We start from the raw sequence: 23,692 nt of genomic DNA on the forward strand, positions 1-23,692 counted from the left end.
AACAAGCGGCAAGTCATCCACGCCAAAAGCTGATCCTCGAGCTCTCGACTCACAGGGCTGACGGGCTGTGGATAACTTCCCAAAACAAATCTTGTTGGCGTCTCTTAATCGTCCTTTTGAAAGCATACAAGGGCGAGCGATTGTTTGAGCCGCAGGCGAGTTCGAGCTAGCCCCCGCTTTTGGCGAGCACCACAGGTTGCCCCCGAAGCAGTGCAACCCGCTACAAGGTATGGCTTCTGTCGCCCTGCGCAAACCCCAGCGCCTGCCACCCACTCCACGGACAGGCCGTCGAGTCAACGGCAAAGGCTATGACCTTGAACAACTCACCCATCTCATGTTCATTGATCAGTTTTTGCACCATCACCCGTTCGGCCAGCGGCGTATCTTCCATGCCGGCCAACACGCCGCAATTGAACAGAAAGCGCGCCTGGCTGGTGTAACCCAGCACCTGGAAACCGGCCTCCTGCCCGGCCAGCGCGATGCCGCTGAAGTTGACGTGCGCGGTGATGTCTTTCTCGCCCACGTCCTGCAGCGCATCGGCGTCGAGCAGGTGCGCGCGGTGGCACATGACCGTGCCCATGCTGCGCTGCGGGTGGTAATACTCGTGTTCGGGGAAACCGTAATCCAGCAGGAACACCGCGCCGGCCTGCAGCCGGTCGGCCAGGGTGCGCACAAAGGCCTCGGCCTGCGGGTGGATCTCGGTCAGGTAGTCGTGGCTGCCCGCCACGTCGAGCGGCGGCCGCAGGGCGGTCGGCTGATCCGCCGGCACAAACACACCGCCATGAACGGCGACGCCGCGCTCCTGCCAGACGCCGTCCACGCGGGCCAGCAGTTGCACCGGCATGGCATCAAGCACCTCATTGCCGACCACCACACCCTGCATCTGCGCCGGCAGTTCGCTGACCCACTGCACGGTGTCGCCCCAAGCGGCCAGGCGCTCGCGCTGGTGCGCCTGCAGGCTGCCGGAGAGATCCACAATCGTGTAGCGCCGAATTTGCGGCCCCAGGGCCTCGAGCAGTTGCTGCGCCAGCGCGCCGGAACCCGCGCCAAACTCCCAGACCTCCGTGGTCCCGGTGGCCGCCAGGGCCTGCGCCACCTGCCGTGCCAGCGCCTGGCCAAAACGCGGGGAAAGCTCGGGCGCGGTGACAAAATCGCTGCCGCCGCCCTTCACGCCGGCGGGCATGAGGCCGAACTGGCGCGCATCCCGGGCGTAGTAGCCCAGACCCGGGGTGTACAGGGCCAGGGCCATGAACCGGTCAAAGCCGATCCAGCCACCGGCCGCGGTGATGGCCTCACGGATGTAGGCGGCCAGGGGGCTCGTTAAACTAGGGGGTGTCGTCATGGGAGAGGTGCTCACCCCCGGATTGTCGGCGATTGCCCTGCCTCCAGCTTGCCCAACCTTCACCACATGAAACCAGCGTCTCCCGCTCCTGTTGTTCTCGTTACCGGCGCCGCCAGGCGGCTGGGCCGCGAGATCGCGCTGGCGCTGGCCGCAGGCGGCTGGCGTGTGGCCGTGCACTACCGCGGCTCGAAGGAGGATGCTACCAAAACAGTAGCTGACTGCGTAGCATTGGCGGTGGATTCAGAGCTTTTTTATGCTGATCTTGAGGACGAGACCGCCGTCCGCGGCCTGTTGCCGCAAGTGATCCAGCACTTCGGCCAAGTCGATGCGGTGGTCAACAACGCCTCCACCTTCGAACATGACAGCGCCACCAGCTTCGGTTTTGCGTCCCTTGAAAAACACCTGCGCAGCAACACCGGCGCGGCGATCATGCTGGCGCAGGCCCTGCACGCGCACGTGCTGGCGCGGCAGGCCAGCGCGGCGGTGACCGGGCCAACCGGCCGGTTTGCGGTCGTCAACCTGCTGGACCAGAAACTCTGGAACCCCAACCCCGATTTTTTCAGCTACACCCTGTCCAAGGCTGCGCTCGAAGCCGCCAACACCATGCTGGCCATGGCGCTGGCGCCGCAGGTGCGGGTGGTGGGCGTGGCGCCCGGGCTGACGCTGACCAGCCACCTGCTGAGCGACGAGAAATTCCAGGCCCTGCACAAACTCTCGCCGCTGGGCCGTTCGTCCAGCGCGGCCGACGTGGCGGCCACCGTCCGGTTTGCGCTGGAAAACGCATCCATCACCGGCACCACGCTGCTGGTGGACGGCGGCCAGCACCTGATGAAATTCGAGCGCGATTTCTCACTGATGTGAGCGCACCCTCCTACACCGCCACCTCTTGCCCTCCATGCAGACTGCCCTCACCATGTTCACCACCCGTGGCACCCAAATCCTGACGCTGACCGGCCTGCGCTTCGACGCCAACCTCGGCATCCTGGAACAGGAAAAGAACGCGCCGCAGCCGATCCAGGTGGACGCCGAACTCAACCTGGGCACGCAGCCGCTGCTGCCCAGCGACGACGACATCCACCATGTGCTGGACTACCGCAAGGTGCGCCAGATCATCATCAACGAATGCACGGCCGAACATGTGAACCTGCTGGAAAGCCTGATCGGCAAGCTGGCGCACCGGCTGATGCTGCTGCCCGGCGTGTTGGGGGTGCGCGTGAAAATCGCCAAACTTGAAATTTTTGACGACTGCGAAGTAGCCATTCGCGTCGAGACCGGCCAGTGGTGAAGCACCGCGCCGACAACCAGAGGTAAATCCATGAGTGCCGTATTGAATGAAATGATGAATGACGTAGCCGGTGAGGAAGCGGTGGTGCCGGCCAAGGCGGGCCTGAAGATAGAACGCGAGGAGCACAAGCTCGAAAAACGCCTGTGCCGCGAGGTCGGCCGCGCGATTGTCGACTTCAACATGATCGAGGAGGGCGACAAGGTCATGGTTTGCGTCTCGGGCGGCAAGGACAGCTACGCCATGCTGGACATCCTGCTCAAGCTGCAAAAACGCGCGCCCATCAACTTCGAGCTGATCGCCGTCAACCTGGACCAGAAGCAGCCCGGCTTTCCCGACCACATCCTGCCGCAGTACCTGGAACAACTCGGTGTGCCTTTCCACATCGAGACGCAGGACACCTACAGCATCGTCAAGCGCGTGATTCCCGAAGGCAAGACCATGTGTTCGCTGTGCTCGCGCCTGCGCCGCGGCATTCTGTACCGCGTGGCCGAGGAGCTGGGCGCCACCAAGATCGCGCTGGGCCACCACCGCGACGACATGCTGCAGACCTTTTTCCTGAACATGTTTTTCGCCTCGCGCCTCAAGGGCATGCCGCCCAAGCTGGTCAGCGACACCGGCAAACACGTGGTGATCCGGCCCATGGCCTATGTGCCCGAGAAAGACCTGATCAAGTGGGCGCAGGTGCGCGACTTTCCGATCATCCCGTGCACGCTGTGCGGCAGCCAGCAGAACCTGCAACGTGTGCAGGTTGGCAACATGCTGCGCGAGTGGGACAAGAAGTTTCCGGGCCGCCTCGAGAACATGTTCACCTCGCTGCAAAACATCGTGCCCTCGCACCTGATGGACGGCAAGTTGCATGACTTCAAGGGCCTGCGCAGCACCGGCATGCCGGACCCGGAAGGCGACAAGGCCTTTGACATGGAAGAGTTTTTTGAACCCGTCCGGCCCGGGCTGGGCGTCGTGACGCTGTAGGTTTTACAAGCCATTCAGACCTGGAGGCCTTATGCAAAAAGCGCTGGCAGCTATCATTTTTGCATTTTTCTTGGTCGGACTGCTGGGCGGTTGCGCCAGCAGCCGCGTGGTCGGCAGCGAGGTCAACAGCTTCGCCCGCTGGTCGCCGGCACCGCCGGCGCCGGGCAGCAGCTACCGCTTTGAACGTTTGCCCTCGCAACAGCAGGCAGACCTGCCGCAGGCCCGGCTCGAAGGCCTGGCCCAGGCCGCACTGGCAAAGGTGGGCCTGCAGCACAACCCGCAGGCGGCCAGCCTGAGCGTGCAGGTCAGCGCCAGCTCCCAGCCCATGCTGCGCTCGCGCTGGGACGGCGGCTACTACCCCTACGGCAGTCCCAACATCTTTATCGGCGGCGGCAGCGGCGGGGGTGTCAGCAGCGTCGGTGTCGGTTTCGGCTTTGGTTTTCCGCTGGGCGGCATGGACACGCCGATTTACCGGCGCGAAGTCAGCATCGTGATGCGCGAGCTGCGCAGCAACGTGGCCGTGTATGAAACACGTGCGGTCAGCGAGGAGCCCTGGCTGGACACCGACCCGGTGCTGTCGGCCATGCTGGACGCCGCCCTGCGCGGCTTCCCCGTGCCGCCGGCCGGGCCGCGCCGCGTCAATATCGAGATCAAGCGTTGACCGAGTCCGCGCGCGTGCTGGCGATACGCCACGGTGAAACCACCTGGAATGTGGATACCCGCATCCAGGGCCAGCTCGATGTCGGGCTCAACGACACCGGCCGCTGGCAGGCCGAGCGCCTAGCCCGCGCGCTGGCGGCGGAACCCATACGCGCCATCTACACCAGCGACCTTGGGCGCGCCCATGAAACGGCGATGGCGATCAGCCGCGTCACCGGTGTGGCGGTCACCGCCGAACAAGGCTTGCGCGAGCGGCATTTCGGCGAGTTCCAGGGCAGGACCTTTGCCGAGATCGAAGCCGTTCTGCCCGAGCAGGCCAGGCTCTGGCGCACCCGCGACCCGGCTTTTGCCCCGGCAGGCGGCGAGTCGCTGCTGCAACTGCGCGAGCGCGTCGTCGCCACCGCGGAAAAACTCGCGGCGCGGCATCCGGGCGAGTTGATCGTGTTGGTCGGCCACGGCGGCGTGATGGACGTGTTGTACCGGGCCGCGACCCGGCTGGACATCCAGGCGCCGCGCACCTGGGCACTGGGCAATGCGGCCATCAACCGCCTGCTCTGGACGCCGGAAGGTTTCACGCTGGTCGGCTGGGCCGACACCCAGCACCTGGACAACAACACCTCCCTCGATGAAACGACAACCTGATGCACCTGCTGTCTGACCTGCTGGGCCGCCCTGCCGCGGCCATCGACACCCCCGCGCTGGTGATCGACCTCGACGCGATGGAGCGCAACCTGGAGCGCATGGCGGCGTTCGCGGCGCAGCACGGCGTCATGCTGCGGCCGCACGCCAAGATGCACAAAAGCGCCACCCTGGCGAAGCTGCAGATGGCCCGCGGCGCGGTCGGTGTCTGCGTCCAGAAAACCTCGGAAGCCGAAGCCCTGGCGGCGCTGGGCGTGAACAACATCTACATCAGCAACGAGGTGGTCTCGCCCTTCAAGCTCAAGCGCGTGGTGGCGCTCGCCCGGGAGCTGCAGGCGCTGGGCGGCCAGCTGGCCATCGCGGTCGACAGCCTCGAAGGCCTGCGCCGGCTGGCCCAGGCCGCGCACGGCCAGCATGCGGCCCTCCGCGTGTTCATCGAAATCGATGTCGGCCATGGCCGCTGCGGCCTCGCGCCTGGCGCGCCCGCCGTCGCACTGGCCAATGAGATGGCCCGGCACCCGGCGCTGCAGTTTGGCGGCCTGCAGGCCTACCACGGACGCGCCCAGCATCTGCGCACCGTGGCCGAGCGGCAGGCGGCAATTGCGCAGGTGATCACCCATGTGCAGACCACCCGCGCCGCGCTGCAGGCAGCCGGCCACGCGGTGCCACTGGTTACCGGCGCAGGCACCGGCACCTTTGCGCTGGAAACCGCCAGCGGCGTGTACGGCGAGTTGCAGGCGGGCTCCTACCTGTTCATGGACCGCGACTACGCCGACAACGAGCGCGACCCGGCGCAGCCGCCCTTCGAACACGCGCTGTTCGTCAAAAGCCAGGTCATGAGCGTCTGCGCCAGCCATGCCGTGGTGGACGCCGGGCACAAAAGCCATGCCATCGACTCCGGCCTGCCGACGGTGCACGGCCTGGCGCTGGACTACGCCAACGGCGGCGACGAACACGGCATCCTGCGCGGCGCGGTGCTGCCGGCGCTGGGCGACACGGTGTGGCTGATCCCCGGCCACTGCGACCCGACCGTGAACCTGCACGAGCACCTGCTGGGCGTGCGCGGCGGCCTGGAGAGCGGTACGGTCGAGCAGATCATCAGGGTTGATGCCAGAGGCGCTTTGACCTGATTCCGGCCAGAATCAGGGGATGAGCCCTAGTCAAGTCATCGTCCTCGCCACGCCCGTCTTCTTCCTGCTGATCGCAATCGAATTCGCCTGGGGCTACGCCAAGGGCCGCAACACCTACCGCCTGAACGACGCGATCAACAGCATCAGCCTGGGCATGCTGAGCCAGATCAGCGCGGTGTTCACCCGGCTGTTTCGCGTCGGCATCTACACCGCCATCTATTCGTCGGTGGCGCTGTTCCCCGACGAAGCCTTCTGGACCACCTGGTACGGCTGGCTGATCGCGCTGGTCTTCTACGACTTCTGCTACTACTGGCTGCACCGCGCCGGCCATGAAAGCGCGGTCTTCTGGGCCGCGCATGTAGTGCACCACCAGAGCCAGGACTACAACCTCTCGACCGCGCTGCGCCAGACCAGCAGCGGCGCCCTGCTCGGCTGGATTTTCTATGTGCCGATGGCGATCGCCGGTGTGCCGCCGCTGGTCTTCGGCGTGGTGGTGCTGATCGACCTGCTCTACCAGTTCTGGGTGCACACCGAACACGTGCCCAAACTCGGCTGGTTCGACCGCTGGTTCTGCTCGCCGTCCAACCACCGGGTGCACCATGCGGTCAACGACAACTACCTCGACAAAAACTACGGCGGCATCCTGATCATCTGGGACCGGCTGTTCGGCAGCTTCCGCGAGGAAGACGAGAAATGTATTTACGGCACACGCAGCCCGCTCAACAGCTGGGACCCGCTCTGGTCCAACGCCGAGGTGTACTGGGCGCTGGCCAAAGACTCCTGGCACGCCAGGAACTGGGGCGACAAATTACGCATCTGGTTCAAGCCGCCCGGTTGGCGTCCGGCCGATGTGGCGGCGCGTTTTCCGCGGCCGGCCTTTGACATCACACGGCTGCAGCGTTACCACCCGCCCATGAGCCGGCCCCTGATGTGGTTCGGTGCCGTGCAGTTTGTTGTGCTGCTGCAGGGCGTGGCCCTGTTCCTCTGGTACGCCGACAGCCTGCCGGCCTCGCAGTCAGCGATCTGGCTGGGGGTGCTGGCCACCGGGCTCTGGGCCGTGGGCGCCGCGCTGCAGGGTCGCCTGACGATGACCGAGGTGCTGCTGATCGAGGCCGCGGCGCTGGCCACCGCGACCAGCGCCCTGGGGCTGGTGGAACTGCACCGCGTGTTCAAGCCGCTGGCGCTGTGTTTTGCTCTTGTTTTTGTAGCTGCTCGCGCATATTCCATAAGGGTTTTAGGCAGATTTGACATGTATCTTTTGGCGGGGCTGGCCTTTTCACTGGCCGGTGACTGCTTTCTGATGTTTCAGGGCTTCTTCATCCCCGGGTTGCTGTCTTTCCTGGTCGCGCACCTGTTTTACATCGCCCTGTTCAAACAGGGCCAGGCCTGGTTTCCCAGCCGGCGCGCACTGGCAGCCACGCTGGGCATTGGCGCGCTGATGTACGCCGTCCTGTTCAACGGGCTCAACCCGGTGCTGCGTTTTGCCGTGGCCGCCTACGTGATCGTGATTGCACTGATGGCCGCGCAGGCCATCGGCCGGGCCACGGTGTTGCGCGACAAGGCTGCACTGGGCGTGGCCATCGGTGCCGGCTTTTTCATGCTCAGTGACGCGCTGCTGGCCACCAACAAGTTCGCCCAGCCCCTGCCCATGGCGCAGCTGTGGGTGCTGGGCACCTATTACATCGCGCAGATCCTGATCGTCCACTACGCGCGGCCGGCCACTGCCGAGCAGCGGGCGAGCTGAACGCCAAGCCGCGAAACGCATCTCGCGGCGATACGGAAGCTCATCCGTCGGTGCGGGCCTACAGATGACAGGTCCACGGCTTCCTATGCTTTTGCATTTCAACAGGAGTTTTCATGCAAGAGCAATCCACCGACCGCCACCCCATCAGCAACCTTGAGTATGACTGGATCACGCTGATCCAGAACAAGGCGCAAGCGCTCATGGCCTACGACCAATACATCAAGGATGCCGAGCAGGCCGGCTCCGCCGAATGCGCCGCATTTTTCCAGAAAGTGCACGACAGCGACAAGGCACAGCTGGCCGAGGCCAAGGGACATCTGGTGGCGGTGCTCCAGGGAAAAATGGGCAAATAGCCGCCGACGGGCCGCGGTGGAATGTGCCGGGCCGGTCAGTTTTCCTGGCACCACCGACCGGACGCCTGGCACACACTGGCCGGCGCACCGTTCAGCCAGACCTGCTCTTCGACCAGCAGCAAGGCGGTCGAAGGGTCGGTGTCGAAGCTGATCCCCAGTGCGTGCCCGACAGCGGCATCTTCAATGGGCAGTTCCCAGGTCAGGAACACCAGGCTGCAGTCTTGCCCGGCTGGGAAATCGGCCGCATCAAAGCCAGAGTCGTGGCGCTTGATCACCGCATGCGGCTGACCGGTATCGAAGACCACCACCGAGCCCCGGCGTAAGGGAATGCGAAGATCTGCTGCCGGAAAATGCAGGTCCAGCCCCTTGTCCTCGCTCAGAAAGAGATTGCAGAAGGCCGCACCGCCATACTGCGCGCCATCGTGGTGGTAACGCGCGCCACGGCAGGCCATCAGGGCGACGTCGCCGTCGGCGAGCTCGTCCGCAAGTCCCAGCGTGTGTGTCCAGTCCGACACCGCCTGCACGCAACGCCGGTAGTCCGGCCAGCGCGCACGCGCTCGCACCAGAGGCAGGGCCTCGACGTCACCGGGTTCCAGTTCCAGGTGCAGCGAAATCTCCCTTTCCCAGTCGGCCACCAGCCTGGCAGGAGGCGCAGGCACATCGACCATGCCGGACAGCACGACATCACTCACGCTGCGGCTGCGCATGGCATCGCCACTGCGGAAATAGGAAGTAAGGCGGTCTCGCACGAGGGGTGATGAGGGCAAGTTGCTCATTGGCACCAGTGTAGTCAGGCGGGGCGAGCCCCTAAACGAGGGTGCGACCGCAGAGCTGGTCTAAATACGGCAGTTAGCTGAGAATGACGCACCTTGAACTGAATCGTGACGGCAACTTACCAAGTTCAATCCGTCTGTATCAACACGCAGTCGATCGAGATAACGACATGACTGCCAACATCTTTTTCGATTTTTCTGCGCCACGTTATCTGCCAAGGCGCCATGTTATTCCGCAGTTTTTCGGGATATATCAAAGTTAGGCATCGCAATTCAAACGGGCGCAGCGGCTGGCGCCTCCAAGGAACACAAGTCATGATCGAAAAGCTAGAAGGCGGTTGCCTCTGAGGAGCAGTCCGGTTTAGTACAACTCAAGCACCAATGCGGACGCTTGCCTGTCACTGCACGTTCTGCCAAAAGGTAACAGGCTCCGCGTATTTCGCAGAATCAATGTTCCCAATAAATGCTGTGCAGTTCAACGACGGAAAGATGAATTGCTACGAGCACACCTCGGATGGAAGCAACAAGAAGGTCTTTGTTCACTTCTGCCCGAACTGTGGAACGACTGTGTCACTCACATTTGAACGCTGGCCTGACATCAGGGGGATTTCTCGTGGTTGCTACGACGATCCAAACGCCGTCACTGTTTCGAGCCACATCTGGACGCGGTCAGCACAAAGCGGAACCGCATTGCCCGAGGGCGTTGATTGCTTTGCCAAAGCACGATCAACTCTTGATGGGATAGCAGAACCCTCACAAAGGCACGCCTCACCGGTCATGGCCCACGCGAGCAGCGATGCCTAACCATTCGATCGACGCGGACGTGGAGCTTGCATCGTCTTCGTTGACACTTTTACACTTTTCTTAACCAAGTTTTCTGAGCCTACTCTCTGGTGACTGTCCCCTGAGCACGCTCAAGAACAGTCACGTTTCTGCTGTTCCGCCAGCGATACTCGCGGGTCAACTAGCCGGAGTGTGAGTAACGGCTTCGTCACGCGCGATGCGCCCGTCGATCAGCTCGACCAGCCGGTCGCAACGCGCGGCCAGGCGCGGGTCGTGGGTGACCACCACAAAGGTGGTGCCGAGTTCAAGGTGCATGCGCCGCAGCTGCACAAACACCTCATCGGACGAGGCGGTGTCGAGGTTGCCGGTGGGCTCGTCGGCCAGCACCAGTGCCGGCTCCATGACTAGGGCGCGGGCAATCGCCACGCGCTGCTGCATGCCGCCCGAGAGTTCGGCCGGCCGCTTGTCCATGGCGTTGGCCAGGCCCACCGAGGCCAGCAGCGCGCGGGCATGCTCGCGTTGCTTCACACTGACGTGGCCGCCCCGCATCAGCGCGGGCAGCGTGACGTTTTCCAGCGCCGTGAAGGCCGGCAGCAGGTGATGGAACTGAAACACAAAGCCCAGGGCGCTGCGCCGCAGCAGGGTCAGGGCCGCGTCGTCCAGGCCGTGCACCTCCTGGCCCTGCAGCCGGTAGCTGCCGGCCGTCATGCCCTCGAGCAGGCCGACGATGTTGAGCAGCGTGCTTTTGCCGGAGCCGGAGGGGCCGATCAGCGCGATGAATTCGCCGCGTTGCACCTGCAGCGACACGCCGTGCAGCACCTCGGCCTCGCTGGGCAGGCCGATGTTGTAACTCTTGCGGACCTCGCCCATGTCGATCAGCGCGCGGGGGTCGGTGGCAGCCGTCATGGGGTCACATCCGTATCGCCTGCGCCGGGTCCAGCGCGGCGGCGCGGCGCGCGGGCGCCACCGCGGCCAGCACACCACACACGGTGGCGATCAGCGCCACCTGCACGGCCGTGGCCAGCGGAAGGCCGATCACAAACAGCGGCAGCCCGTCGGAGCCGCGCACGAAGGTCGTGAACAGCCAGATCATCAGCACGGCCAGCGCAATTCCGAGCGCCGAGCCAAGCGCGCCAACCACCGCGCCCTGCACCAGGAACAGCCGCAGGATCTGCCCGCGCGTGGCGCCCATGGCGCGCAGGATGCCGATCTCGCGGCGCTTTTGCACGACCGACACGACCAGCACGCTGGCAATGCCCAGCACCACCACCACCAGCACCACCCCGCGTATCAGCGCGGTGCTGACCGACTGGGCATTGAGGGCCGACACCAGCTGCGCGTTGCTCTCCTGCCAGCTTTCGATCTTGTAGGGAAACTGCCGGCGCAGGTCACCGGCCAGGGCCTGGGCCGACCAGACGTCTTTCACCGTCAGGTCCAGGCTGGTGGCGCCGCCGGGCAGGCCCAGCAGGTTTTGCGCTGCGCGCAGCGGCACGATGACGGTGCGCCGGTTCAGGTCCTTGACGCCGAGGTCCACCAGCGCGGTGACACGCACCGAGTCGCTGACCAGGCCGGTCTGCACGGTCAGGCGGTCACCGGCACGCACGCCCAGGTCAGCCGCCAGTTCGCGGCCCACGATGGCCTCGCCCGGCGCCAGCCGCGCGGTACCACTGATCACCTTGCTGCGCAGCCCGACGACACGGTCATAGCGGTCTAGGTCCACACCCAGCAGCGCAATCGCCTGGGTGGCTTCACCGCGCAGGGCCAGGCCGGCGCCCGACACCATGGGGGACACGCCGGCGATGGCCGGCATGGCTTCGAGCAGCGGCAGCAGCGCCTGCCAGTTGGCGACCGAGCGCAGGCGCTGCGCGCGCGGCTGGGTGTCGGTCAGCGCGGTGGTGCCCGGCACGGCCGGCCACGCGGGCGTGACCACGTCGTCCGGCGCACGCACGCTGATGTGCGCCTGCGCGCCCAGGGTCTTGGTCAAGGTGCTGCCCTGCAGTCCGCTGATCAGCGCCGAAATGTAGGCAATGACCGCCACGCCGGCGGCCACACCGACGATGATGAGCACGGTTTGCATGCGCCCCTCGCGCAGGAAACGCAGCGCCACGCGCCATTCAAAACCGAGCCCGGGGATCATGCCGCTTCAGCGCCCGATGGCGTTGCTCATGGCAGAGCCCGCTTCGGACGTGGCCGCAGCTTTGGCGACCGACTGCCCGGGCGTCCAGGCCACAGCGCGCGCGCGAATGCGGGCGCCGGCCGCGACGCTGCTGCCCAGCAGCACGGCGTCCCCTTCCGCCAAGCCCTCGAGCACCTCGGCCGCGTCCAGCGTGCGCAGGCCCAGGCGCACTTGGCGCTCCTGCGCGCGACCCGCGTCGGCGACCAGCACCGTCGCGGTAGCGGGCGAGGCCTGGCTGCGCAAAGCGCTCAGCGGCAACACCAGGGCGCGTTCGCGCCGGCCGGTTTCGACCTCGACCGACAGGGTCATGTCTTCCCGCAAAAAGGCCGGGGCCTGCTGCTCGAGCGCAAACTTGACTTCGATCGCGCCGCGCTGGGCATCGACCGCGGGGGCAATCGACAACACGCGGGCGGCAAAACGCTGGTCGGCAAAAGCATCGGCCACCACGGCCGCCTTCTGCCCCGGCTGCAACTGGTCGAGGAAACGCTCGTCCACCTGCGCCGTGAGTTGCGTGGGGCCGGCCAGCGCCAGGCTCATCAGGGCCTTGCCGGGTTGCACGATCTGCCCCGGCTCGACATCGCGTGTCAACACACGCGCATCGGTCGGTGCCAGCACGGCCGCCTGCGCCAGACGGGCGCGCGCCGCCGCCGTGGCAGCGCTGGCCAGGGCCAGCTGCGCCTGGGCCTGGGCCACATCGGTCCCGGCATCGGCGTTGGCCTGGGTCTGGGCGCGCGCGCCGGCCTGCTGCGCCCGGGCCACTTCGACGGCGCGCCGGACTTCATCGAGCCGCGCTTCGCTGAGAAAACCCTGCTTCACGAGTTGCTGGGTGCGTGCCAGCTCGGCCTCGGCCGCCTTCAGCGTCGAGTCGGCCTGCGCGAGGCTGGCCTGGGCGGCCGTCCGGCCGGTGCTGCGCAAGCCGGCCAGCCGCGCCTGGGCCTGGCGCTCGGAAGCCAGCGCCTGCGTCACGGCGGCACGCAACTCCTCGGTCTCCAGCTGGACCAGCACGTCGCCCTGGCGCACCTGCGCACCCTCGGCCACCCGCACCTGGGCGACGCGACCGGTCACGGTGCTGCCCACGTCCACGCGCGACAGGGTCGCCACGCGGGCAGAAAACTGCAGGGTTCGCAGCAGCGGCGCGTAACGCAGTTCCAGCACATCGACCCGGGGACTTTTCTGGACAAACCAGGCCACACCGGCGGCCACCACAACGATGGCCGCGACCCCCATCCAGATCCAGCCGCGTTTCAGGGAAAGGGTGTGGGCCAGGTTCATGGGAAGTTCAGGTTCCGGGTTCAAACAGGCCGGCGCCGGTTCCGGGCGGTGTCACGCCCAGATGCCGGTAGGCCGCCAGCGTCGCGATGCGGCCGCGCGGCGTGCGCTGCAGATACCCCTGCTGGATCAGGTAGGGCTCGATGACGTCTTCGATCGTGTCGCGCTCTTCGCCGATGCTGGCGGCGATGTTGTCGAGGCCGACCGGGCCGCCGTCAAAGCGGTGAATCACGGCCTCGAGCAGCTTGCGGTCCATCACGTCGAAGCCCTGGGGGTCCACATCGAGCATGGCCAGCGCCTTGTTGGCGATGTCCAGCGTGATGTGGCCGGCGCCCTTGACCTCGGCATAGTCGCGCACGCGGCGCAGCAGGCGGTTGGCAATGCGCGGCGTGCCGCGCGAACGGCGTGCAATTTCAAACCCACCGTCTTCGTCCATGGGCACGTTGAGCAGGCCCGAGCTGCGCCGCACGATGCGCGCCAGCTCGTCGGCGCTGTAGAACTCCAGCCGCGCGACGATGCCGAAGCGGTCGCGCAGCGGGTTGGTCAGCATGCCGGCGCGGGTGGTGGCCCCAACCAAGGTGAAGGGCTGCAGGTCGAGCTTGATGGAGCGCGCCGCCGGGCCTTCGCCGATCATGATGTCGATCTGGTAGTCCTCCAGCGCCGGATACAGGATTTCCTCGACGACCGGGCTCAGGCGGTGGATCTCGTCGATGAACAGCACATCGTTTTTTTCGAGGTTGGTCAGCAGCGCGGCCAGGTCCTTCGGCTTTTCCAGCACCGGCCCCGAAGTCTGGCGCAGGTTCACGCCGAGTTCGTGCGCAATGATGTGGCTCAGCGTGGTCTTGCCCAGGCCGGGCGGGCCGAACAGCAGCACATGGTCCATGGCTTCGCTGCGTTTGCGGGCCGCGCCGATGAAAATCTCGAGCTGCTCGCGCACCTTGGACTGGCCCACGTAGTCGTCGAACAGCTTGGGCCGCAAGGCGCGTTCGATCGCTTCCTCATTGGGCGAGGCCGGCGCCGCGGACATGACGCGCTTCACCGGCGGCACGCCGGACATGTCGAAGTCGTCGGTCTGGATGGTCATGTGGCCCCCACGCTTGTCACTGCGTGTACTGCGCGAGGCCTTGCAGGCCGCCGCTCGCCAGAGGCGTCGCTTCTGTAGCCTGTCCAAACCTGCACAAGCAGGTTTGGAGCCGCAGACTCCAGCCCCTCGGGGGCGCGAGCTTGCTTGAAGCGGTTCTGCGCGGCGCTCATTTGGCGAGGGCTTTCAAAGCCAGCTTGATGCCGTCACTGACCCCAATGTCTTTCGGCAGCGCCTTCAGCGCCAGGGCCGCATCGCGGTCGCTGTAGCCCAGCGCCACCAGTGCCTGCAGGATGTCGGACTGCATGTCGTCGGCCACGCTGACGGTGATGCCCATGTCGGCGCCGAGCTTGCCCTTGAGTTCGAGCAGCAGGCGTTCGGCGGTTTTTTTGCCAATGCCGGGCACCTTGATGATGCGGCCGGCTTCCTGCTGGGTCACGGCCTGGGCCAGCTCGTCCACACTCATGCCGCTGAGCACGCTGAGCGCGGTGCGCGGACCGACCCCGGAAATCTTGATCAGCTGGCGAAAGGCGGCACGTTCGCTGGCGCTGCCGAAGCCGTACAGGATTTGCGCGTCCTCGCGCACCACGAAGTGCGTCAGCAGCGAGACTTTTTCGCCGAGACCGGGCAGGTTGTAGAAGGTGCTCATGGGCACCAGCACCTCGTAACCCACGCCGTTGCAGTCCACCAGCAGTTCCGGGGGGTTCTTTTCGGCCAGCAGGCCACTTATTCGTCCGATCATGGGCAAATCTTAGCAGTCGTTCCCGCGTGCCCGCTGACTTGAATATCGGGGGACAATCACCCATCTGCCTGCCTTGCCTCAAGGAAAACACCCTTTTGATCCTCCGTCACACTTTCACCCCGCCCAACAACACCCGCATGGGCCACCTGTGCGGCCCCATGGACTCGCACATCCGCACCGTCGAGGCGGCGCTGCAGGTCACGATTGCGCACCGCTTCGAGCAGTTCAAGATCGACGGGCCCAAAGCCAAGGCGCAGCAGGCGCTGGAAGTGCTACAGGCGCTCTACGAAATGGCGCAGCGCCCGATTCCCGAGGAAACCGTGCAGCTGATGCTGGCCGGCGACACCGCGCTGAGCATCGCCCCCGACGGTGCAATGGCGCTGTCCACCCGCCGCGCCGACCTGCGCGCGCGCACCACCAACCAGGGCGCCTACCTGGAAAACATCGCCACCCACGACATCACCTTCGGCATCGGCCCGGCCGGCACCGGCAAAACCTACCTGGCCGTGGCCTGCGCGGTGGATGCGCTGGAGCGCAGCGCGGTGCAGCGCATCGTGCTGACGCGCCCGGCGGTCGAGGCCGGTGAACGCCTGGGTTTTCTTCCCGGCGACCTGAATCAGAAGGTGGACCCCTACCTGCGTCCGCTGTATGACGCGCTGTACGAGCTGATGGGTTTTGAGCGTGTGCAGAAAGCCTTCGAGCGCCAGCAGATCGAAATCGCGCCGCTGGCCTTCATGCGTGGCCGCACGCTGAACCACGCCTTTGTCATCCTCGACGAGGCGCAGAACACCACCCCCGAGCAGATGAAGATGTTTTTGACGCGTATCGGTTTCGGCAGCAAGGCCGTGGTGACCGGCGACGTCAGCCAGGTCGATTTGCCGCGCACACAACTCAGCGGGCTGATTGATGCCGAACGTGTGCTCAAGCGCATCAAGGGCATTGCGATCACCCGCCTGACCAGCGCCGACGTGGTGCGGCACCCGCTGGTGGCACGCATCGTGGACGCCTATGACGGCTACAAGGGCAAAACCCCGGACATCGACGACGCTATCGATTCGATAGTACCCGTCGCCCGCCCCACAAGGACAAAAAGCCGAAATGGCTCTTAAACAGCTGAGCTTGTCGCTGCAGTTCGGCGACATCCAGGACGCCAGGCGCCACCGCGCCGCCCTGCCGCGCCAGAGCGTGGCGCGCTGGATACGCCATGCGCTGGACAGCGATGCCGAGATCACGGTGCGCATCGTGGGCGCCGAAGAAGGCCAGGCGCTGAATCGCAGCTACCGGCAAAAAGACTACGCCACCAACGTACTGACTTTCGACTACACGCAGGCGCCGCTGGTCACGGCCGACCTGGTGCTGTGTGCACCCGTGGTGGAGCGCGAGGCCCGCGAGCAGGGCAAAACCCTGCAGGCGCACTACGCCCACTTGCTGGTGCACGGAACGCTGCACGCCCAGGGCTATGACCACGAGACGAACGAAGCGGATGCCCTGGAGATGGAAGCGCTGGAAATCATGCTGCTGGACGTGCTGGGTTTCCCCAACCCCTACTGAACGGGACCGCCTATGATGGCGCCTGAACCCGGCGGCGCGCCCTGGTTCCGGGGTATCGACAACAACGATAAAAGAGGGCTTCCCATGAAAAACATCCGCAAAGCGATGCTGGCGTCGCTCTCCATCTCATGCCTGCTCTATGGAGCCGCTCACGCCAATCCCCGGGCCGAGGCGCTGATGAAAAGCTTCGACACCAATGGGGACGGGAAGATCTCTGCCGACGAGTGGCTGGGCAACAAGCGCCGGTTCCAGAAGATCGATGCCAACGGGGACGGCTTCGTCACACCTGAGGAACTGGCAGCGGCTTTCGACAATGCCGCCGCAGGGGCAGGTCCGGCCGGCGAAGCCCGGGAAGGCGGCGCGAAGGCCAACTCGTCAGAACCCCACAAGGTGCCGCTGTTCCAGCTCAAGAACGTCAACAGCCAGGCCTTTCTGAACGGGAGGACGCCGAAAGAGCAGATGCACGCGATCGGCATGCAGGAGAGCGGCCTGACAGCGGTCTTCCCGCAGGGCGGCGGCTGCAACCCGATCGATCACGTTTTCGGAGAGCCCTGGCAGGGCGGGCCGGACAAAAACAAACTGCACTCGGGTGCCGACATTCCTGCCCCCTATGGTGAGCCGATTCATGCCATGGCCGACGGCGTGGTGGTGGCCAAGGCCGACGGCGGCGGTGAAGGTCCGCGCAAGAACCGCGGCGTGTTGATCGTCCTGCAGCATTCCCCGCAGGACAGCGGCCTGCCGGTGTGGTCGTACACCCTGTATTCGCATTTCAGCAAGGCGCCCGAACTGGAAATCGGGCAGCGCGTGCGCATGGGCGAATACCTCGGGCCGAACGGCAGAAGCGGCGTTCCGGGCGCCAGCCGGGAGCCCCATCTGCACCTGTCCGCCTTCACCGGCGAGTCGCCCCGCTATGCGGTGGCAAACGATACGGTGGTTCCGGAAGGGGGCCGTTTCATCGATCCGGTCGCCTTGTTTCGCGGCCAGTTGCCCATGGACACAGCGCTGATGCGGGACTTGCCCGCAGCGCAAAAGGTGACCCCCGCTGCCTACAAACGCAAGAGCGGCGAGATTGTCCCGGCTGGCGCCAAACTGATCTGGCCCTTCCTCTGCAAGGGCTAGGGCCGATGCCGGACGGCGCTGTTTCAGGCGTCGGGCGGGATGCGCAGGGGAATCGTCACCGGCCCGTCATTGACCAGGTGCACCTGCATGTCCGCGGCAAACTGACCGGTTTCTACCTGCGGATGGACCAGCCGCGCCTGCGCCACGAAATAATCGTATAAGCGCCGTCCTTCGTCAGGCAACGCCGCGCCGGTGAAGCTGGGCCGGTTGCCGCCCGACACATCGGCGGCCAGCGTGAACTGGCTCACGATGAGCAGGCCACCGCCGATGTCCTGCAGGCTGCGGTTCATCTTGCCGGCCTCGTCTGAAAAAATGCGCAGCTTCAGGATTTTGGCGAGCAGCTTGTCGGCCTGCGCATCGGCGTCACCGCGCTCGGCACACAGCAGCACCAGCAGTCCGGCGCCGATCTGGCCCACAATTTCTCCACCCACCACCACCCGCGCCTGGCTGACGCGCTGGACCACGCTGATCAAATCAGGTCCTTCTTGTCGTCAAAGTGCGCTTCCACGTCCGAAGGCAGCAGCTCGATAGTCGCGCGCAGGCCCGGCACGGCGCTCATCAGCGCCTGCTCGACGCTGGTGCGAACCGCAGCTGCGCGCCCGAGCGACCAGCTGGCCGGCATGTGCATGTGCATGTCCACAAAACGGCGCTGGCCCGAGCGGCGTGTGCTGATGTGATCAAAGCGGATGGTGTGGTGCTGGAACTCTGCCAGGGTCTTGTGAATGTCGTCCAGCACCTCGGGCTCCACCGCCTCGTCCATCAAACCCTGCGACGAGCGCCACATCAGGTGGCCGCCCTCCCAGAGAATGTTCAGTGCCACCCCGATCGCCACCAGCGCATCGAGCCACAGCCAGCCCGTCAGCGTGACGGCAACAATGCCCACCACCACGCCCGCCGAGGTCCAGACGTCGGTGACCAGGTGCCTGGCATCGGCTTCGAGCGCAATCGAGCGGTGCGCCCTGGCGGAGCGAAACATCAGCCAGGCCAGCAAGCCGTTGAGACCCGAGCTGGCCACGGACAGCGCCAGACCCCAGCCCACCTGCTGCAGGGGCTGCGGGTCGAAAATCCGGTGCCCCGCCGCCCAGATGATGGCCAGTGCCGCGGCGATGATCAGCACCCCCTCAAACCCGGAAGAGAAATACTCGGCCTTGTGGTGCCCGTAGGGATGCTCGTCGTCGGCAGGCCGCTGGGCAATCGTGACCATGGTCAGCCCGAAGATTGCGCTGGCCAGATTGACGAAGGACTCCATGGCGTCGGCCAGCAAGCCCACCGAGTCGGTGATGTACCAGGCCCCGGTTTTCAGCACGATGGTGACGAGCGCCACCACCACCGAAGCCATCAGCAGGCGTTGCGGTGTCAGGGATTGCAGTGTGGGCAGCTTCATGGCTTGCCGACGATTCAGGAAAGCGTCACGCGCGCAAACTTGCGTTTGCCGACCTGCACAACGTAGGTGCCGGGGCCCAGCTTGAGCGCCTTGTCGCTGACCACGCTGGAGTCCAGGCGCACACCGCCTCCCTCGATCAGCCGGTTGCCCTCGCCGGTGGAGGCGGCCAGACCGGCCATCTTCAGCAGCGCGGCAATGCCCAGCGGCGCGCCGCTCAGGGCAACTTCCGGAATCTCGTCGGGCACGCCGCCCTTGCTGCGGTTGATGAAGTCCTGCTCGGCGGCATCTGCGGCGGCAGCGGAATGGAAACGGGCCGTGATCTCCTTGGCCAGCGCCACCTTGGCGTCTTTCGGGTTGCGCCCGCCCTCGACTTCCTTCTTCAGCGCGGCGATCTCGGCCTCGGTCTTGAAGCTCAGCAGGGTGAACCACTTCCACATCAGCACGTCGGAGATCGACAGCACCTTGGCAAACATGGTGTTGGCGTCTTCGGAAATGCCGATGTAGTTGTTCTTGCTCTTGGACATCTTCTCCACGCCGTCCAGCCCCTCGAGCAGCGGCATGGTCAAAATGCATTGCGGCTCCTGACCGTATTCGACCTGCAGGTGGCGGCCCATCAGCAGGTTGAACTTCTGGTCGGTGCCACCGAGTTCCAGGTCAGACTTCAGGGCCACGGAGTCGTAGCCCTGCATCAGCGGGTAAAGGAACTCATGCACGCTGATCGGTGTGCCGGCCTTGAAACGATCGTGGAAGTCGTTGCGCTCCATCATGCGCGCCACCGTGTATTTGGCCGCCAGTTCGATCATGCCGCGTGCGCCCAGCGGGTCGCTCCACTCGCTGTTGTAGCGGATCTCGGTCCGGGCCGGGTCCAGCACCAGGGAAGCCTGGCGGTAGTAGGTGTCGGCGTTGGCCTTGATCTGCTCCGGGGTTAGCGGAGGACGCGTGTTGTTGCGGCCCGACGGATCGCCGATCAGGCTGGTGAAGTCGCCGATGAGGAAGATGACGGTATGACCCAGATCCTGGAGCTGACGCATTTTGTTCAACACCACGGTATGTCCGACATGAATGTCAGGCGCCGTCGGGTCCAGCCCCAATTTGATGCGCAGCGGAACGCCGGTAGCCTCCGAACGTGCGAGTTTTTTCAGCCATTCATCCTGGGGAATCAGTTCTTCACAGCCCCGCAGGGACACGGCCAAAGCCTCCCTGGCTCGGTCCGTCACGGGAAAGGTTGTAACAAGCTCTTGATTCATAAGGATTTTTCAAAGGTCGGGCAGTTGTCTGACAGATATAATGGGCTTTCTGCCGTTGCGGGGCCCAAAGCAGGTTGGCCCGCAAATTGCAAACCGATTCTAAGTTGTTGCACCGTCCGTCTTTTGCAGGGCAATGCACAACACCATCATCAGTCGCTATCGGGCTGCTTCTGCAGCCTGAAGCCTACAAAGGTTGGGAACCCCAGTTTTGATCAAAGCCGATCTCGCTTACGCGCTGCAAGCAGTTGCAACCCTGCTTCGCCGCCATCCTAAAAGAATTACAGGCACGCTGGCAGCCTTGCTGCTGGGAACCGGAGTCACCGCCTTCGGCGTCGCACCGCTCGCACCCGATGCTGCCGACCTGCCGGTCCGCCAGGTCCTGGAAGCCGTCCAGAGCCTGCCCACCGAGGCACAGACCGAAGCCCTCGACAACTTCCAGTTCAAGCTGTTTCGCACCGAAACCACGCGCAGCACCGACACGGCCGACGCCCTGCTCAAGCGCCTGAACATTGACGACGCTGCAGCCGCTGCCTTTTTGCGCAGCGATGCCAACGGCCGCCTGACCCTGATGGGTCGCCCCGGCAAAAATGTAACGGTTGAAGCGACCGACAGCAACCAGCTGCTCAAGCTGACCGTGCGCTGGGCCACCGACGACGAGGAAAAATTCACCCGGCTGGTGGTCGAACGTGCGGCCGACAACCGTTTTGCGTCCCGCGTGGAAACTGCGGCCTACACCAGCTCGACCCAGCTGGCCAGTGGCACCATCCGCACCTCCCTGTTTGCCGCCACCGACGATGCAGGCATCCCTGACGCCGTGGCGGTCCAGATCGCAGAAATTTTCTCGGGTGACATTGACTTCCACCGCGCCCTGCGCAAAGGCGACCGTTTCAGCGTGGTTTACGAAACGCTGGAAGCCGACGGTGAAGCGTTGCGGACCGGCCGGGTGGTCAGCACCGAATTCATGAACAACGGCAAGACACTTCAGGCCATGTGGTTCCGCGACCAGGCGGGCGGCAACAGCACAGCCAAAGGTGGCTACTACACACTCGACGGCCAAAGCCTGCGCCGCGCCTACCTGGCCTCGCCCATGGAGTTCTCGCGTGTCAGCAGCGGCTTCAAGATGCGCTTTCACCCCATCCTGCAGACATGGCGCGCCCACCTCGGTGTCGATTACGCCGCGCCTACAGGCACCGCCGTGCGCAGCATCGGCGATGGCGTGGTCGAGTTTGCCGGCGTGCAAAACGGATTTGGCAACGTCGTGTTTGTCAAACACCGCAACAACCACACCACCGTTTATGCCCATTTGAGCCGTATCAACGTACAAAGAGGGCAGAGCGTGAGCCAGGGGCAGAACGTCGGGGCCGTCGGCTCGACCGGCTGGGCCACCGGACCGCACCTGCACTTCGAGTTCCGCGTCAACGGCGCCCACCAGGACCCGATGACCATTGCCCAGCAGAACGACACCGTTCCCCTGTCGGCGGCAGCGCAACCCCTGTTCCGCAAACTCGCAAGCAGTGTGAAGCACCAGCTGCAGGCTGCAGCGGACATCACGCAGACCCGGGCTGAATAAATTGACCCCCACGTTCGCTCGCTGCGCGTAGCTCTCTGCCCCCCGCGGGGGCCGCTGCGCCTGCGGCCCGGCGAAGCCGGTTCCGCGGCCCTGGCTTGATTGAAGAGCCCCTCCTTCGCCCATTCCATAGAACGCTGCCTCTAGCCACCCCATGCGGCAAAATGGCGCATGGCTGATTACTACATGGGGTTGATGTCGGGCACCTCGCTCGATGGCGCAGACGGCGTTCTGGTGGACTTCAACCCGCCGGTGCCGCGTGTCATGGCCTCTGCGTCCGTCCCCTTCCCGGCCACCTTCCGGGCCGAACTGCTGGCCCTCAACACCGCCGGCCACAATGAACTGCACCGCGCGGCGCTGGCGGCCAACCAACTGGCCCTGGTGTACGCCCAGGTGGTCCAGGCCCTGCTGGCGCAGGCAGGCCGCCAGGGCATCACAACCGGCCAGGTGCGCGCCATCGGCGCCCACGGACAGACCGTGCGCCACCGGCCGCAGGAATTCGGGGACGACACGCTCAGCGGCGGATCAGATGCAGGCTACACGCTGCAACTGAACAACCCGGCGCTGCTGGCTGAACTCACCGGGCTGGACGTGGTCGCCGATTTCCGCACCGCCGACCTCGCGGCCGGCGGCCAGGGTGCGCCGCTGGTGCCTGCGTTCCACCACGCCGTTTTTGCGCAGCCCGAGCGGGATGTCGCGGTTCTCAACATCGGCGGCATCAGCAACCTGACGCTGCTGCCGAGGCACGGCGGCCCGGTCACAGGTTTTGACTGCGGACCCGGCAACGCCCTGATGGACTTCTGGTGCCTGCAGCACACCGGCCAGCCTTACGACGCGCTGGGCGCCTGGGCCGCGTCGGGGAGCGTGGTCCCCGGCCTGCTGGCGCGTCTGCTGGCGGCGCCCTACTTTGCCAAGGCGCCGCCCAAAAGCACGGGGCGCGACCTGTTCAACCCCGAATGGCTGGCGGGGCAACTCTGCGGCCCGGAGGTCAACGCACCGCAGGATGTGCAGGCCACCCTCACAGCACTGACGGCACAGGCCTGCGCGCGCGACCTGGTGCGCCACGCACCCCACACCACCGAACTGCTGGTTTGCGGCGGCGGCGCCTTCAATGACGAACTGATGCGGCAACTGGCCCTGGTCCTGCCCGGGGTGAGCGTCCAGCCCACCACCGCGCGCGGCCTGCCGCCACTGCAGGTGGAAGCCGCCGCCTTTGCCTGGTTGGCCCGGGCCTGGCACCAACGGCAGCCGGGCAGCCTGCCAGCCGTCACGGGCGCCCGCGGCCCGCGCGTGCTGGGTGCCCTGTATCGGGCCTGCCGGGTGGCGCAGCTCTGAGGTTTTGCCAGGCGGGCATGAAAAAAGGACCCGCAGGTCCTTTTTTTGAGGTCGTGAAAACTCAGGCCGAAAAGCTGGAGCCGCAACCGCAGGTGCTGGCGGCGTTGGGGTTCTTGATCACGAACTGGGCGCCTTCGAGGTCGTCCTTGTAATCAATTTCAGCGCCCACCAGGTACTGGTAACTCATCGCATCGATCAGCAGAGACACGCCATTCTTGGTCATGGTGGTGTCGTCTTCATTGGTGATTTCGTCGAAGGTGAAGCCGTACTGGAAGCCGGAGCAGCCGCCACCTTGTACAAACACGCGCAGCTTCAGGTCCGGATTGCCTTCTTCGGCAATCAGGTCCGCCACCTTGGCCGCCGCGCTGTCGGTAAAGACAAAGGGGGCGGGCATTTCGGTCTGGATGTTTTCAGCTACTGCGCTCATGGGGAACTCCGTTTTTCAGAACTTGACGTTTTCAATACTACAGCAATTCAATCAACCATAAGGCCCATACTGGCTTCTACAAGACTGTAAGCACTTACTGACAGGATTTCTCC

Annotated in this window: 24 protein-coding genes and 1 pseudogene; 14 read left to right on the forward strand and 11 right to left on the reverse strand. The window is 65.0% G+C overall.

What is annotated here, in order from left to right:
- Nucleotides 1–220: 220 nt before the first annotated feature.
- Complete coding sequence (locus B7G53_RS10395; RefSeq protein WP_096667297.1) at nucleotides 221–1,342, reverse strand: class I SAM-dependent methyltransferase; 1,122 nt, start codon at nucleotides 1,340–1,342, stop codon at nucleotides 221–223.
- Nucleotides 1,343–1,408: 66 nt separating this feature from the next.
- Between B7G53_RS10395 and B7G53_RS10400 the strand changes: the two genes are divergently transcribed.
- The 8 genes from B7G53_RS10400 to B7G53_RS10435 all read left to right on the forward strand — a co-directional run bounded on the left by B7G53_RS10400 (nucleotide 1,409) and on the right by B7G53_RS10435 (nucleotide 8,125).
- Nucleotides 1,409–2,203, forward strand: a complete 795-nt coding sequence (locus B7G53_RS10400) for an SDR family oxidoreductase (RefSeq protein ID WP_096667299.1) — start codon at nucleotides 1,409–1,411, stop codon at nucleotides 2,201–2,203.
- Between the two features lie 52 nt (nucleotides 2,204–2,255).
- Nucleotides 2,256–2,627, forward strand: coding sequence for a dihydroneopterin aldolase (locus B7G53_RS10405; protein ID WP_096667301.1), 372 nt, complete (start codon nucleotides 2,256–2,258; stop codon nucleotides 2,625–2,627).
- Between the two features lie 54 nt (nucleotides 2,628–2,681).
- Nucleotides 2,682–3,599 carry a tRNA 2-thiocytidine(32) synthetase TtcA gene (gene ttcA / locus B7G53_RS10410; protein ID WP_441338980.1) on the forward strand — a complete coding sequence of 306 codons (918 nt, stop codon included), beginning with the start codon at nucleotides 2,682–2,684 and terminating at the stop codon, nucleotides 3,597–3,599.
- A gap of 31 nt (nucleotides 3,600–3,630) precedes the next feature.
- Nucleotides 3,631–4,260 (forward strand): DUF4136 domain-containing protein, encoded by a 630-nt coding sequence (locus B7G53_RS10415; protein ID WP_096667304.1) that lies wholly within the window; start codon nucleotides 3,631–3,633, stop codon nucleotides 4,258–4,260.
- Nucleotides 4,257–4,901, forward strand: a complete 645-nt coding sequence (locus B7G53_RS10420; RefSeq protein ID WP_096667306.1) for a histidine phosphatase family protein — start codon at nucleotides 4,257–4,259, stop codon at nucleotides 4,899–4,901. Before B7G53_RS10415 ends, B7G53_RS10420 begins: the two co-directional genes overlap by 4 nt.
- On the forward strand, nucleotides 4,901–6,028 hold the full coding sequence (locus B7G53_RS10425) for a DSD1 family PLP-dependent enzyme (RefSeq protein WP_096667308.1): 1,128 nt from the start codon (nucleotides 4,901–4,903) through the stop codon (nucleotides 6,026–6,028). The genes B7G53_RS10420 and B7G53_RS10425 overlap by 1 nt, the downstream gene beginning before the upstream one ends.
- 19 nt (nucleotides 6,029–6,047) lie before the next feature.
- Nucleotides 6,048–7,772, forward strand: coding sequence for a lysoplasmalogenase family protein (locus B7G53_RS10430; protein WP_096667310.1), 1,725 nt, complete (start codon nucleotides 6,048–6,050; stop codon nucleotides 7,770–7,772).
- Between the two features lie 113 nt (nucleotides 7,773–7,885).
- Nucleotides 7,886–8,125: a hypothetical protein gene (locus B7G53_RS10435; protein ID WP_096667312.1), complete on the forward strand. Its 240-nt coding sequence runs from the start codon at nucleotides 7,886–7,888 to the stop codon at nucleotides 8,123–8,125.
- A gap of 35 nt (nucleotides 8,126–8,160) precedes the next feature.
- Here the strand turns inward: B7G53_RS10435 and B7G53_RS10440 are convergent, their stop codons facing one another.
- The gene (locus tag B7G53_RS10440; RefSeq protein WP_096667314.1) at nucleotides 8,161–8,901 is read right to left on the reverse strand and encodes a hypothetical protein; all 741 of its coding nucleotides are present in this window, start codon (nucleotides 8,899–8,901) and stop codon (nucleotides 8,161–8,163) included.
- A gap of 357 nt (nucleotides 8,902–9,258) precedes the next feature.
- Between B7G53_RS10440 and B7G53_RS10445 the strand changes: the two are divergent.
- Nucleotides 9,259–9,702 (forward strand): annotated as a pseudogene (locus B7G53_RS10445) (GFA family protein); the annotation flags it as partial.
- Between the two features lie 156 nt (nucleotides 9,703–9,858).
- On the opposite strand, the gene B7G53_RS10450 reads toward B7G53_RS10445, so the two are convergent.
- The 5 genes from B7G53_RS10450 to ruvA form a co-directional block, all read right to left on the reverse strand.
- Complete coding sequence (locus tag B7G53_RS10450; protein WP_096667316.1) at nucleotides 9,859–10,587, reverse strand: ABC transporter ATP-binding protein; 729 nt, start codon at nucleotides 10,585–10,587, stop codon at nucleotides 9,859–9,861.
- A gap of 4 nt (nucleotides 10,588–10,591) precedes the next feature.
- Nucleotides 10,592–11,818 (reverse strand): ABC transporter permease, encoded by a 1,227-nt coding sequence (locus B7G53_RS10455; RefSeq protein WP_096667318.1) that lies wholly within the window; start codon nucleotides 11,816–11,818, stop codon nucleotides 10,592–10,594.
- A 6-nt stretch (nucleotides 11,819–11,824) separates the two neighbouring features.
- Nucleotides 11,825–13,129 (reverse strand): efflux RND transporter periplasmic adaptor subunit, encoded by a 1,305-nt coding sequence (locus B7G53_RS10460; RefSeq protein WP_255249969.1) that lies wholly within the window; start codon nucleotides 13,127–13,129, stop codon nucleotides 11,825–11,827.
- 7 nt (nucleotides 13,130–13,136) lie between these two features.
- Complete coding sequence (gene ruvB, locus B7G53_RS10465; protein WP_096667320.1) at nucleotides 13,137–14,210, reverse strand: Holliday junction branch migration DNA helicase RuvB; 1,074 nt, start codon at nucleotides 14,208–14,210, stop codon at nucleotides 13,137–13,139.
- Between the two features lie 166 nt (nucleotides 14,211–14,376).
- Nucleotides 14,377–14,949, reverse strand: coding sequence for a Holliday junction branch migration protein RuvA (gene ruvA, locus B7G53_RS10470; RefSeq protein WP_096667322.1), 573 nt, complete (start codon nucleotides 14,947–14,949; stop codon nucleotides 14,377–14,379).
- A gap of 95 nt (nucleotides 14,950–15,044) precedes the next feature.
- On the opposite strand from ruvA, the gene B7G53_RS10475 reads away from it, so the two are divergent.
- From B7G53_RS10475 to B7G53_RS10485, 3 genes are all read left to right on the forward strand, one after another.
- Entirely contained in the window at nucleotides 15,045–16,058 is a 1,014-nt protein-coding gene (locus B7G53_RS10475; RefSeq protein WP_096667324.1) for a PhoH family protein, read from the forward strand.
- Nucleotides 16,048–16,500, forward strand: coding sequence for an rRNA maturation RNase YbeY (gene ybeY, locus B7G53_RS10480; protein WP_096667326.1), 453 nt, complete (start codon nucleotides 16,048–16,050; stop codon nucleotides 16,498–16,500). Before B7G53_RS10475 ends, ybeY begins: the two co-directional genes overlap by 11 nt.
- Before the next feature lie 84 nt (nucleotides 16,501–16,584).
- Nucleotides 16,585–17,619 carry a M23 family metallopeptidase gene (locus B7G53_RS10485; protein WP_176491331.1) on the forward strand — a complete coding sequence of 345 codons (1,035 nt, stop codon included), beginning with the start codon at nucleotides 16,585–16,587 and terminating at the stop codon, nucleotides 17,617–17,619.
- A 23-nt stretch (nucleotides 17,620–17,642) separates the two neighbouring features.
- On the opposite strand, the gene dtd is transcribed toward B7G53_RS10485, so the two are convergent.
- The 3 genes from dtd to tyrS are packed head-to-tail and all read right to left on the reverse strand — an operon-like array spanning nucleotide 17,643 to nucleotide 20,250.
- Nucleotides 17,643–18,092, reverse strand: a complete 450-nt coding sequence (gene dtd, locus B7G53_RS10490; protein WP_096667329.1) for a D-aminoacyl-tRNA deacylase — start codon at nucleotides 18,090–18,092, stop codon at nucleotides 17,643–17,645.
- Entirely contained in the window at nucleotides 18,089–19,003 is a 915-nt protein-coding gene (locus B7G53_RS10495; protein WP_096667331.1) for a cation diffusion facilitator family transporter, read from the reverse strand. Before B7G53_RS10495 ends, dtd begins: the two co-directional genes overlap by 4 nt.
- Nucleotides 19,004–19,017: 14 nt before the next feature.
- Nucleotides 19,018–20,250 carry a tyrosine--tRNA ligase gene (gene tyrS, locus B7G53_RS10500; RefSeq protein ID WP_096667332.1) on the reverse strand — a complete coding sequence of 411 codons (1,233 nt, stop codon included), beginning with the start codon at nucleotides 20,248–20,250 and terminating at the stop codon, nucleotides 19,018–19,020.
- A 208-nt stretch (nucleotides 20,251–20,458) separates the two neighbouring features.
- Between tyrS and B7G53_RS10505 the strand changes: the two genes are divergently transcribed.
- Together B7G53_RS10505 and B7G53_RS10510 are read left to right on the forward strand one after the other, a co-directional pair.
- Nucleotides 20,459–21,820 (forward strand): M23 family metallopeptidase, encoded by a 1,362-nt coding sequence (locus B7G53_RS10505; RefSeq protein ID WP_096667334.1) that lies wholly within the window; start codon nucleotides 20,459–20,461, stop codon nucleotides 21,818–21,820.
- 168 nt (nucleotides 21,821–21,988) lie between these two features.
- Nucleotides 21,989–23,152, forward strand: coding sequence for an anhydro-N-acetylmuramic acid kinase (locus B7G53_RS10510; protein WP_096667336.1), 1,164 nt, complete (start codon nucleotides 21,989–21,991; stop codon nucleotides 23,150–23,152).
- A gap of 61 nt (nucleotides 23,153–23,213) precedes the next feature.
- Here the strand turns inward: B7G53_RS10510 and erpA are convergent, their stop codons facing one another.
- Complete coding sequence (gene erpA / locus B7G53_RS10515; RefSeq protein ID WP_096667338.1) at nucleotides 23,214–23,579, reverse strand: iron-sulfur cluster insertion protein ErpA; 366 nt, start codon at nucleotides 23,577–23,579, stop codon at nucleotides 23,214–23,216.
- Nucleotides 23,580–23,692 lie beyond the last annotated feature (113 nt).

This window comes from Polaromonas sp. AET17H-212, from assembly GCF_002379085.1.
In the GTDB taxonomy this organism is placed as follows: Bacteria; Pseudomonadota; Gammaproteobacteria; order Burkholderiales; family Burkholderiaceae_C; genus Polaromonas.